Here is an 11,700-nt window from a genome sequence, read left to right as displayed (position 1 = left end):
AGGGCGGATATACAACAATGTCGGTGCCCACGTAGGTCGGGTAGCTGTAGCCCGTGCCGTAGACCACGGTGCCATCACCGCCGATGAAACTGCCGTAGTAGCCCGGGGTATACCCCACGGTGATGCTGTCGCTGGTCACCTTGTAGATGCGCACGTACGTGACGTAGTACAGCCCGGCGCTCGGCGGGATGGTGTAGATTGCGTCCGGAACCGAGGTGGCCACCGTCCACGGGCCCTTGGGCGAGATGGCGGTGAACCACACGCCGTCCTTCAGTGCGTAGAAGGTGGTCGGGCCCACGGCGATGATGGGATCGCGGCTGTTGACGGCGTACTTCAGGCTCGTGCCTTCGATGGGCAGGAAGTTCGGACGATCTTGATCGTAGGATGCCGAGAAGTGGAGATCCTTGATCTTGAACGTTGCGGTCTGGGCGATGTCATTGGCGATGACTGCCTCGCGTGCCTCGGCTGTTCCGGGGATCGAGACCAGCACAGCGCTTCGCTCGAAGGAAGACGGGATCTTCGCGAACTCTGTGGGCAGCGCGCTGCCGGCGACATAGGTCCAGGGGCCGTTGGTGAGCGAGGGCGACGAGAACCAGCGCCCCGAGACCAGCGCGTACCACGTGCTCGACCCAGGCAGGAAGAGAACGTCGCTCTTGGTGTTCGACACCCACTTCAGCGAGGTGTTCGGCACAGCCTTGAGTACCGGCGCGCCCTCGGTCACGATGAGCTCGGTGGGGGCGGTGGCCACGTAGATGCTCGGCAGGTTGCCCGAGTTGAGCGCTTGCAAGAGGCCCTGTCCCGCGTCGGAGAACAGGTCGGCGTCATTCTTCTGCTTCGACGCCGCGAGCGCGGTGGCAAGCCCCGGGTCGGGTGCGGCCACAAGGGTCCACGGGCCGTTCCAGCCGTTCGACTTCACCCAGGTGGTGCAGAGGTAGAGGTAGAGGGTGTCGCTCGCCGGGTCTTGCAACAGAAGGGCGGGCGTGTTCATGATGCGCATCAGCGTCGAGCCGGAGATGGGATTCAGCGAGGGCTCGCCGTGGACGCGGACCAGCATGGCGCTGCTGCTGCTCACGATGATGCGCGGCGCATCGTTACGCACGTTCACCGTCTGCGCGCTGCTGGTGGAGCCAGCAGCCGCGAGCGCGGCCTGGACGGTGTCGAGGGGGATCAGCATCGTCTTCGCCTTGACGTGGTCGGTGAAGGCGGCCACCACCTTCTTCCCGTTCTCACGGGAGCCGGGGAAGTCGGCGCGGGTCACCTGGAAGCCGCTGAGGTTCACGATGCGGGCGTCCTTGTTGACGTCGGTCTTGGCGCTGTACCAGATGACACCGTACTGCGGCGTCTTGGCGCCGTCTTTCTGCACCTGCACGGCCGAACGGGCCGTGAGGGTGCCGTTGGTCCACGTCTCCAGCTGCGGCTGGAATACGCTCACGGTCGCACCGCTCATGGCGATGGTGCGCGGCCAGGCGGGCTTCGACGTGCTCTGCTGGGCGAATGCCTGCGCGAGGCAGAGCAGGGCCAGGGCCAGGGCGACCAGGGGAAGACGTAGACGGGCTGTCATCAGATGCTCCTCATTATCAGGGCTGGGGGCGCTCTCAATTACACGGGCGCTGTGCCGTTCCTTCTCGCATCTCGCCGTGAAGGCGGGCACCGCGCGTCGTCTCGGGCATCGGGCCATGGGACGGGCGCCAGGACGCCCCCGCACCGTCGTCGTACCCCGCTGCATGCAGACCTTCGCGGTGGGCGTCGATCTCGGCACCGGCGGTCTCCGCGCCGTGGCGGTGACGCCCCATGGAGAGGTGCTCGCCTCGGCCGGACGCCCCATCGAGACGCAGGTCGATGGCGATCGGCGCGAGCAGCGCGTCGCCGACTGGGTGGCCGCCCTCGAGGCGGTGCTCGACGCGATCTTCGCCGAGGTGCAGGGTCGGGTGATGGGCATTGCCGTGGCCAGCACCTCCGGCACCGTTGCGTGCGGGGACACAGCGCTGCTCTACAGCGACGGACGGGCCCGCGACGAAGCCGCGCGCTGCAGCCAGGCCCTGGGGCGCCCGCTGGGCCCTTCGTGCGGCCTTCCCAAGCAGCTCTGGCTGGCTCGCCACCAGGGGGCAGGGCCGCTCGTGCACGCGGTCGATGTGCTCAACGCCTGGCTGCTCGGTCGCGCATGCGCCACCGACTTCACCAGCGCGCTCAAGAGCGGATACGAAGGGGGGTGGCCGGAACCCATCTTCACCGTGCTGGGGCTGCCTCGCGAGCACTTCCCCGCGGTGGTGTCGCCCTCCGCCGATCTCGGCGCGGTGCGGCCAGCGCTGTGCAGACGCTGGGGGCTCGATGGGCATCCGCGGGTGCTCGCGGGCGCCACCGACGCAAATGCCGCGTTCTATGCCAGCGGGGCCGTTCGATGCGGCCAGTGGGCCACCGCGCTCGGATCGACCCTGGCCATACGCGGCGAGACGCCTGAGGGCTTCGACGACCCCACGGGGCGTCTCTACCGTCACCGGCATCCGGACGGCGGTTTCGTGGCTGCGGGCGCGAGCAACGCTGGCTTCCTCGGCATCGCCGGTGCCAGGTTCGAGGATCTCGACCCCACCACCTTGCCTCAGGGGGCGTTCTACCCCCTCGCCGGGCGGGGGGAGCGCATGCCGTTCGTGTCTGACGAAGCCACGGCGTTCTGGTGCGGAACGCCCTGTGGCGATGGCGGAGCCGCCTTCGGCCTGGCGCTCATCGAGCGCTGGTGCCATGCCCTGGCGGCGTCGATGGGCGCGCCGCCCGCGCAGGCCGTGTTCAGCACGGGCGGGGGGGCGCGCCACGATGGGCTCTGCCAGCTGCGGGCCAACGTGCTGGGCGTTCCGGTGCATCGGGCGCGCTTCCCGGACGCGTGCTTCGGCGCGGCGGTGCTGGCCGTGGCAGGGGCGAGGGGAGCCCCCGTGGCCACGGTCGCCCACGAGATGGTGCGCATCGAGCGCACCTTCGAGCCGCAGCCGCTGCCTGGCGTCGAGGCGTGGCTCGACGCGCTGCGCACGGCGGTGGAGAATCGCGCCTGGCGGGCGCGTCCACCGTCATGATCCACGGGTCTCCCTTGCGGGCGGGCTATTGCAGCGTCTGCAGGTCGGCGGCGCGTCCGTTCAGCGCTTCCACGGTGAGGTCGGCGATGAGTCCGGCGAATCCTGGGTCGTCGTCGAAGTTCGGGGCCAGCTTCACCTCGGCGCCGGGGTAGCGGGCCCACGGCGGTCCGGTGGGGGTCTCGAGAACCTTGCGCGCCTCGACGTTGGCATCGAACATGGTTGCGCGATGGTGCACGGTGAACGACATGCGACCGTCGAGCAGCACGTGCTTCGGGGCCACCGCCCGTCTGGCGAGCACGTCGTCGACGAGTTGCTGGGCCACGCTCTGGGCCTCCGGCTCCGACCACTTCGCCCCCGGGAAGAAGTCGTCGTTGAGGAAGCCGTGCGCGGTCTGATAGCCCTCGGCCTGGAGGCGCTTCGACACCCGACCGTACAGTTCGCGCATGTCTTTGACGGCGTGATCTCCCATGTTGATCAGCCGCTCCGGGAGACCGTGGGAGGTCATCAAGATGAGCACATCGCCCGGCGGCGCGCCCGGAAACGCCTTCTGCGCGTCGCGCAGCAGGCGCTCGGTGAGCAGATCTTCGAAGCGAGGGTCGTCGTTGTAGCGCAGCACCGCGCTGGCGTGGGGGCGCCAGCCCGACTCGCCAGGCGCAGAAGGCGTCGCGCGTGCCTGCAGCGCCGCCTCGGTCTCTTCCACCGACTCGCCCATCGATGCCACCGAGTCCTGGGCGCCCTGGTTGAAGACCACGATGTCGGTGATCCCGTCTTGTCGCATGCGCTCGACGGCCTCGTCGATGCTGGGGTGAACGAAGTTGTAGCCCACGTAGGCCTTGCCGTCGATGCCGCGCGCGCGCAGCGCCTCGGTCACCGCATCGGCCTGCTTCTCTGAGTTCTCGCGGTAGTGCGTGGGGCCGATGGCCGCGTACTGGGCCAGGAGGTTCTGCTTCTCGAGGGGCCAGCCGATGACGTCGACGGCGGGTCGTGTCCAGCCCGGCAGGGGGATGCCGCGGTTGCGCATCACGGCTTCGCGAACGTAGGCGCGAAGCTCGGTGTCGGTATCGTCGATGTCGCCGTGGGAGGTGAGCAGCACGCCCACCTTCCTGGCGGGCGCTTCTGGGCGTGCGGAAGACAAGCGGAACTGACGCCCGGGGGGAGGCATCGTGGAGAACACGTTCATTTGGGGGGTGTCTTTCTCTGCGTTGCGGTCAGGAGCAACTGTCTCTCCGGGGGGGACCGCATGCTGGAGTCTATGCGCGCGTGCTGGAAAACCCCTGAACGCGCGGAGAGAGGACCGTGTAACCGGCGTCCATCATCGCTGCGCGGCGAGCGGAAGGGCGTGAGGTGCAGCCACGCACGCGTCGCAGATCAGGCGCAGGGGAGTGCCGCGATCTGGGCGTCGAGGGCCTCGAGCGCCGCGCGGCGCCGCTCCGGTTCACCGAGGCGCTCGCGGGCTGCCGTGGCGCGGCGCCAGCAGCGGGCCAGGCCATCGCGGGAGTCGGCGCGCACGTCGCCATCACGAAGCGCCTGGGAGATCTCCGTCAGCCCTTCGAGCCAGAGCATGAGGCTGCCGGCGTCGCCTGTCGCCCAGGCGTGCTCGTCGGGGGGCGCAAAGCCGGTGGGTCGCGTCGAGACCTCGGCTTCCGCGAGCAGGCTCTCGAGCGAGGTCGCCAGGCGATCTACGTCGGCCACGGCCCCCTCGAGGTGCTGCGGATGCCCCAGCACCGTGATGCCGCGCAGCGCCGCCAACGCCTCTGCGCGCCCCGTTGAGCGCGCGAGCACGTCGGCCAGCAGGGTCAGGTTGAACAGGTCGATGCCTGGGCCAAGCTGCTGCCATGCCTCGTCGGCCAGATGCGCCAGGGGCGAGACGTCGTGGGTCATGCGCGTCGCTGGTGCGCCAGGAAGGCGGCCACGGGCGGCATGGCATGGGTGTAGGCCGAGCCGTCGTAGTAGGGGCCGTCTTCGTGCGCGCCCACATAGTCGGCGGGGATCTGCTGGCCATACTCCACGGCCGGCGCCGACAGCGAGCCCACGTGGCGCGCCTCGGTGTTCACTCCGTAGGTGTTCACTTTGCTGTCGGCCTTCTCCACCGCGCCCACCCAGGCGCGGCCGCGCTCGTCTTGATAGAACAGCCAGCGGAACTCGCCGTCGGCCGATCGGAACACCCTCGCGCTCAGGTTTCCGCGCGAGGGGTGATGCGCCGTGAAGGCGTCTTCACGGCGCGAGAAGTCGGGGGCGTTCCCCGGGGCGTCGTAGTGGAACGTCTCGGGCTTCCCGTGATCGTTGGGCGGCATGGTCTCGTCGAAGCGTCCGAAGGTGGCCATGTTCACCTGATCGGTGAAGGAAGGGGGCGGAGCGTGTCCTCCCACGGGCAGGTTGCCGTAGAACGCGGTGTCTGCGTCCTTCCCCTCGAGCGGCGTCGGTGTGGTGCTCCCCACCAGGGCGCCGAGCTGCTTCTGCGCGCTGATGGGGAGGTTGGTCGATTCCTCGCCCCATCCCTTGCCGATCCAGCCGCTCGCGCCGCAGTGCGAAGCGCTGCGCCAGGTGCCCTGCGAGTTGCTCTGGTAGAAGGTGCGCACGCGCACGCGCCCGTCGGGCTCTTCGACGTAGCCCACGAACGCGGTGCGCTGCCCCCCGTGGGACCAGGGCGCCGAGACGTGCACGGTGCGGTCGCCGATCTGAAGGGTGTGCCGCGGTTCGAGCCCGTGGGTCGAGAGGAACTCAGGGCTGAGATCGGCGGCCTGCTTCGGGCGGATGCCCAGCGGGTTCGGTTCGAAGACGGCGCGGGTCAAGATGTTCAGCGCGTCGCGATGTGACACAGGGGTTGCGCCAGGGACGGTTGCGGGCGCATCGACAGGCGCTTCCTGCCGCGGGGCCATCGCAGGGCGGGCCAGGGGAGGCGACGGAGGGGCGGTGGGCGTCTGCGAGACGGCCGGCGCCTGGGGGAGCAGCGTGGGGTTCTCACGCACGAGGTCTTCGACCGAGGCGGGGCGCACCAGATCTCCGCGGCGCATCAAGAATCGACCGTCGTCTCTCAGGCCCTCGATGGCCCAGCCCTCCTCGCGCTGCCCGCTGCTGCGGCGAACGGCCAGCTGCAGCCCTGCGGGCAGCAGGGAGGGGTTCTCCTGCAGAAGGCGCAGGGCGGGGTAGGCCTTCGTCATGTTGTCGCGTCGCACGGTGACCTGACCGTCTGGACGTACACCCTCGACATGCCAGGCGCTGTCTCGCTGGCCGCTGCTGCGCATCACGGTGACCGCTCTGCCCGCCCCGAAGACCTCGTCAGAGAGGGGACGTGCGGCGCGGGTGAGGGCTGCGCTGTCACACGGCATCGACGGCGCGGCCAGCGCTCCGCCGCGCTCGGGGGCGATGCCGACAGGCGAGAGATGCGGTGCCGTCATCCCGGTAGAGAGGGGGAGCGTGAGTCGAGAGAGTTCCATCAGAGATCCTTCTCCTCAGAACATCACGTTTCTGGGGTTGATGTCAAGGGCGCCCCTGGGGTCGATCGTCTGCGCGCTTGCTGGGGAGCGCTCGGGCAGGCTGGATGTTCACGGTGACATAGGCCATCAGGTAGGTGCCGTCGGTCAGCTTGACGATGGTGGGAGATTCCACCATCACCGGGGTCTCTTCCCAGTGGAACTCGCCCAGCGGTTCCATGTGCAGGCCGTCGGTCGAGCGGGCGACCTCGATGAGATGCTGGATGTACTGCCCGCCGAACTTCTGGTAGGCCATCAGGTACGTCCCGTCGTCGAGCTGGGTGGTCTGGGTCACCTGGCTGTTCATGCGGCTTCCCGGCTCCACCTCGAACTTCAGCCCGTCTTGCGATACGGCGCTTCCCACCTTGCCCAGACTGGCCATCGTGAAGAAGAGCCGCCAGCCGGCCTTGGCGGGGGGCTCCGCGCGGGACGGATGCGGTGAGGGCGTGGAAGGGGCGGGCAGCCGAACGATGTCGGGATCGACGAAGGCCAGCCCGGCAACACGGTAGCCCTCTTCGCGCACCCAGCGGCCATCGCGCTCGATGGCGCTGTGGATCTCTGTCTGCGCCTCGGCCAGGATGAGTCCACCGACGTGGAAGGACGTGTAGTAAAGACGATATCCGCCGTTGGGAAGCGCGACCATGTCCGGGTCGACCTGCACGACGGCGTACTCGTCCTTGATCACGAGGGGCTTCTTCGAATCGAGGTCGAGCCCCCCGTCAGCGCTGGGCTGCACGTTGCGCGAGAAGATGTGGTTGGCGTCGGCGTACAGCAGGAGCAGCTGGGAACCGTGCCAGATGAGCTGGGGGGTAGACGCATTCGGCACGACGTTGTCGAGCTTGTTCCAGTGCTTCAGATCAGCCGAACGCGCAAAACGGATGGACTTGGCCGCCACCGCCGGCGGAGTCTCCACGACGACCATGCGCCCTGGCGAGGAGAAGGACGAGGAGAAGCCCTGGGGCAGCACGTCCCCAGAGGGGGATGCCGTCGCCCGCGCGCCCGTGACCGGCCGCGAGGGGCCGCGGGGCGCGCGCGCGCGTGTCACGAGCAGCAGCGCTGCGTTCAGGGCCAGCAGCGCCAGTGCAATGAACTTGACATGGCCACGGTGCGTCTTCACTTGCGTCTCCTCGCAGGATTGTGCGTGCGGGTGTCGCCTGGCCTCGCGTGTCAGGCGTCGGTCAGGTTTTCAAGGCGTGCGGCCCGGGCACCATGAGTGCATCCGAGCGGCTCGCGTGACATCTTCCGATGTGCATACGCGCTGCGGCGGATACATCCCCCCCGTGTCACGAGACCGGGGGGCTGAAGGGAAGGTCCCGTAATGACCAAGCACCTGCAGTCCATTCAGGAGCGGCTCGGCTTCGTGCCGATGTTCGCTCAGACCATGGAGACGCTCACCGACGCCGTCGAACCGAATGTAGACCTGGTCACCCGGTTCTCGCTCGGCGCCACCGGCATCGAGCCCAAGACCCGCGCACTCGTGGGGATCGCGGCGGCCACCGCCAGCGGCTACCCGGAGATGGTCTCGTTTCACGCCGGCTTCCACCCCGAGCTCGAGGAGCCGCTGATCAACGAGGCGGAGTTCCTTGGCGCGCACACGGCCGGCCTGGCCACCTTTCTCGCGGCGCGCGTGCCGTCGTTCGAGACCTTCAAGCAGGACGTTGACAAGATCGCCGCGGCCGTGAAGAAGCTGGGCCAGCAGGCCCCCGCCATTCCGCCCGAGGGGAACACCCAGGATCAGATCCGCGCCGTGTTCGGCTTCGTGCCCGCCTTCATGCAGGAGCTGTCAAAGCTTCCCACCGCGCTCGAGGCGCTGTGGAAGATCACGCGCCTGTACTACTTCCAGAAGACCCACGTCGACGCGCAGACGCGCGCGCTCATCTGCCTGGGGGCCGCGGCGGCCATCCGCTGCCCGCACTCCATCTACCTGCACACGTGCCTTGCCCAGGCACGCGGCGTGAGCGAGACCCAGCTGCAGGAGGTCGCCTTCCTGGCGCACTCCACCGTGCAGTGGGGCACCTACCTGCGCAGCCGTGGCTTCGGACCCGCCATGCTCCGCTCCGACGCGCGGCTGCTCAGAGACCGCATCGGCGCGCTGCGCACCTGATGCGCACCTGACCCTGACGGCTTCGCGCGGGGAGACGCGCCCCCGCGGAGCCGCTCCTGGCGCATCGCACGGCCGCGGACCTTCCACGCGGAGGGGCCGCGGTCGGGCGTTTCTCGGCGCTACGCCGCGGAGCGCCCGCGGGTACGCATCGACGGCGCCATGCGTTCGACGGCTCGATTGATGTTCTCGAGCAGGTCGACGTGCACGCACGTGGCGTGGAGGGTGTCGACGCCGTTCATCACGGCGGGCCAGGCTGCGGCGGCATCTGACCATGTCGTGGCGTCGGACAGGTTTTTCAGCGCGATCAGGACGTCTTCGTAGCCCGTGGTGATGCCACGGTCACCGGACTCGGAGGGAGCAGGGAGGCGCGTGCGCGAGGTGCGGTGCTGGAGGAAGGCCGCACTTCTGCGGTGCGCCGAGGTGAGCTGGTCTGCGATGGAGGAGATGCGCTCCCGCGCTTCGGACTCGTCGCAGAGCCCCTCGAGCCAGTCGAGCATGACACGCCGGACGTACGCCGAGACCAGGGGGGCCGACGGGCGCATCGGCAGCAGCACGAGAAGGGCTTCCCGCGCCTCGTCGATCTGAGCGTTCACGTTCCTCACCTCGCGGTAGGCGAGGCCGAGCTCGACGATGTGACGGCGGTCGACGCATGCGCGCTCGAGGGTCTCGAGATAGCCCCGCAGCGCGAAGGCGGCCTGAAGCGAAAGGTCTCTCAGGCGCGGTACCGTGAATGTGCGGAAGAATGCCTCTTGTCGGGCTTCGAGCAGTCGTCGGACCTGAACGCGAACCGCATCCGTTCGTTCGGCGCGGGAGGCGGCTCCCTCGAGCAGCGCGGTCATCAGCATGATGTTGTCTTCGGGTGAGAGCGCCAGCATGGCTGTCTCCTCAGGGGGGAATGGCGGCGCGCTTCTGGGGGGGGCGCGCAACGGCAGTCTATGCGCGCTGCCTGAAAGGCCCTTAAAAGTTTCGTGTAACGCGAGTCAATATCACCGTCTTCTTTGCGTCTCCCGCGTCGTCGTGCCCATGGGCCGCGCCGATGGTCCGGTGATGGCGCCAGCGGCACGCCTCCTCGCGCACCTCACCCCTCGTTTCCGGCGTCTCGTCGGAATCTCGTTGAAGGCCCGTTGCGCCGGCGGTATGCTCGCATCATCAGCAACGGCCTCACGGTCGTCCAGGGAGAACACGATGAACAAAGGTACGAATCGCAACGATGAGTCGCGCGACGACGACGGGATGCTCGCCGCGCTGATCAAGATGCTCGAGACGAAGCCGTCGATGCGCCGGCTTGTCGATCGTCTCGGCGCGCGGCACGCCGATCGTCTGGCTGCGCGTCTGGCCATCGAGCGGGCCACCCGTCGCCGCCGACGGGGCGTGCGGGTGTTCCGACCGGGCACAGCGCCTGTGGCTTCCTCCGCTCCCCGCGTCGCTCCAGTCTCGCTCGCGCCCGCGACGATGGGTGGCGTGGCAGCCCCCCCGTCGCCCCCCCTGCCGACGGTCGTCGCGGTCGAGGCATATGCGCCGTCCGCGCAGGACGGCCTCGGCGTTCGCCTCTGCGCGCTCGGGCCCTGTCAGGTTGTGGTGGGCACCCGCACGCTCACCCGTGATGATTGGCCGGTGCAGAAGGCCCTGCGCATCTTTGCCCAGCTCGCGTGCCGGCGCGATACCATCTATGACGGTGTCCTGATGTCAACCTACTGGCCTGAATCGGACGACGAGCGCGCGCGGGCCAGCCTGCGAAACGCGCTGTACTACGTGCGTCAGGTCATCGAGGCCGCCGCCACCGAGAGCGGCTTCGACGCGGGGCTCGAGGTCTGGCGCAGCCGTCGCTCCCGAGACGTCGGTCTGCGCGGCGCCTACGAGGTCGACGCCGAGGTCTTCGAGCGCGGCATCGACGCCGCCGCCGTGGCGTTTGCCCAGGGAGACGTCTGCGGCGCCCGCCGTGCCCTCGAGTCGGCGCTCGCACTCTACCGCGGCCCGTTCATGGATGGCGTCGACGAGGAGTGGGTGCAGGCGCCGCGGGCGCGTTATGAGGATCTCTATCTGCGCGGAACCGGTCTGCTGTCGCAGTGCGCCCTGGCGTCGGGAGAAGCCCAGGTCGCCGAGACGGTGGCCCGCCGGGGGCTCCAGCGCGATGAGATGCGCGAGACGCTTCACGTGGCGCTCATCGAGGCGCTGCTGGCCCAGGGGCGGCGAGCCGAGGCCATGCGTCACTACCAGGAGGCTGCGGCGCTGTTCGAGCGCGAGTTCGGCATCTCGGTGCCCCGCGTTCTCACCGACCTGTTCCCTCGACTCGTGGCCTGACCTCTCCCCGTCGTGGCGGCGGCGGCGGTCATTCTCGCCTCTGACGCCGCGACCGGCATCTCCGGCCCTCTCCTGGCGGCTGCGTGGGATGACTGGCCGAGCTGGCCGGCCCACGCAGACGAGATCGCCCGGACCGATCTCTTCACGCTGCGCCGCATCGTGCCCGCGGATCGAGGAGGCGATTGGAGCGCGTGAGCGGGCGTCGCAACGTGGCCGTCATCGGTTGCGGTCTCATGGGGCGGCGACGCGCCGAGCACGTCGCGGCTGATGGTCGCTTCGTGTTGCGCACGGTGGTCGATACCGACGGCGATCGCGCCCGTGCGCTCGCCGATCGGCACGGGTGTGCCGCCGCGCGGGAGCCTTGGCAGGGCTTGTACGAGCATCGACGAACGTGCGACACGATGAGACAGGGCAGTGACGGAGGAGCGGAGTCTTGACGCGGGTGGGCTTCAATGCCAGGCGTGTTCTGGTGACCGGTGGTTCAGGGTTTCTCGGGCGCTGGGTGTGCGAGGCGCTGGCCGCCGAGGGAGGGGCCGAGGTGACGGCCCCTCGGAGCGCGCAGCACGATCTGCGCGACGCTGACGCGGTCGAACGTCTCTTCGCGCGGACGCGGCCGGACGTCGTGATCCATCTCGCCGCGGTGGTGGGCGGCATTGGTGCGAATCGCAAGAGCCCGGGGCGTTTCTTTCACGACAACGCCCTGATGGGCATCCAGGTCATCGAGGCCGCGCGACGTCACGCCGTGGGGCGCTTCGTGTGC

At 69.0% G+C, this 11,700-nt stretch carries 12 protein-coding genes; 6 read left to right on the top strand and 6 right to left on the bottom strand.

From position 1 onward, the window contains the following. The coding region (locus EB084_10240; protein ID NDD28630.1) for a carbohydrate-binding family V/XII at positions 1-997 on the bottom strand (997 nt) is incomplete at its 3' end. On the opposite strand from EB084_10240, the gene EB084_10235 reads away from it, so the two are divergent. Continuing rightward, entirely contained in the window at positions 987-3,062 is a 2,076-nt protein-coding gene (locus EB084_10235) for a hypothetical protein (GenBank protein ID NDD28629.1), read from the top strand. The two genes, EB084_10240 and EB084_10235, sit on opposite strands and share 11 nt — an antisense overlap. 25 nt (positions 3,063-3,087) lie before the next feature. Here EB084_10235 and EB084_10230 read toward each other — a convergent pair whose 3' ends face one another. From EB084_10230 to EB084_10215, 4 genes are all read right to left on the bottom strand, one after another. Further along, a complete protein-coding gene (locus EB084_10230; GenBank protein NDD28628.1) occupies positions 3,088-4,242 on the bottom strand; it encodes a hypothetical protein in 1,155 nt (384 codons plus the stop codon). 188 nt (positions 4,243-4,430) lie between these two features. After that, a complete protein-coding gene (locus tag EB084_10225) occupies positions 4,431-4,943 on the bottom strand; it encodes a hypothetical protein (protein NDD28627.1) in 513 nt (170 codons plus the stop codon). Beyond that, complete coding sequence (locus tag EB084_10220) at positions 4,940-5,881, bottom strand: hypothetical protein (protein ID NDD28626.1); 942 nt, start codon at positions 5,879-5,881, stop codon at positions 4,940-4,942. Before EB084_10220 ends, EB084_10225 begins: the two co-directional genes overlap by 4 nt. 661 nt (positions 5,882-6,542) lie before the next feature. Then, positions 6,543-7,652, bottom strand: coding sequence for a hypothetical protein (locus tag EB084_10215; protein ID NDD28625.1), 1,110 nt, complete (start codon positions 7,650-7,652; stop codon positions 6,543-6,545). Positions 7,653-7,853: 201 nt separating this feature from the next. Here EB084_10215 and EB084_10210 point away from each other — a divergent pair, with 201 nt between their 5' ends. Next, complete coding sequence (locus EB084_10210; GenBank protein NDD28624.1) at positions 7,854-8,639, top strand: hypothetical protein; 786 nt, start codon at positions 7,854-7,856, stop codon at positions 8,637-8,639. Between the two features lie 119 nt (positions 8,640-8,758). Here the strand turns inward: EB084_10210 and EB084_10205 are convergent, their stop codons facing one another. Then, positions 8,759-9,484, bottom strand: coding sequence for a hypothetical protein (locus EB084_10205; GenBank protein NDD28623.1), 726 nt, complete (start codon positions 9,482-9,484; stop codon positions 8,759-8,761). Between EB084_10205 and EB084_10200 the strand changes: the two genes are divergently transcribed. From EB084_10200 to EB084_10185, 4 genes are all read left to right on the top strand, one after another. After that, positions 9,483-10,940 (top strand): hypothetical protein, encoded by a 1,458-nt coding sequence (locus EB084_10200; GenBank protein NDD28622.1) that lies wholly within the window; start codon positions 9,483-9,485, stop codon positions 10,938-10,940. The genes EB084_10205 and EB084_10200 overlap by 2 nt on opposite strands. 12 nt (positions 10,941-10,952) lie before the next feature. Then, entirely contained in the window at positions 10,953-11,135 is a 183-nt protein-coding gene (locus tag EB084_10195) for a hypothetical protein (protein ID NDD28621.1), read from the top strand. Beyond that, positions 11,123-11,377, top strand: coding sequence for a hypothetical protein (locus EB084_10190; GenBank protein ID NDD28620.1), 255 nt, complete (start codon positions 11,123-11,125; stop codon positions 11,375-11,377). The genes EB084_10195 and EB084_10190 overlap by 13 nt, the downstream gene beginning before the upstream one ends. Beyond that, positions 11,374-11,700, top strand: a 327-nt coding sequence (locus EB084_10185; protein ID NDD28619.1) for an NAD-dependent epimerase/dehydratase family protein, incomplete at its 3' end; no start/stop codon positions are given. The genes EB084_10190 and EB084_10185, both read left to right, overlap by 4 nt.

The sequence above is a fragment of the Pseudomonadota bacterium genome (assembly GCA_010028905.1).
Classification (GTDB): domain Bacteria; phylum Vulcanimicrobiota; class Xenobia; order RGZZ01; family RGZZ01; genus RGZZ01.
The sequence above is the reverse complement of the archived record's forward strand: the minus strand, read 5'-3'. Positions and strand labels throughout refer to the sequence as shown.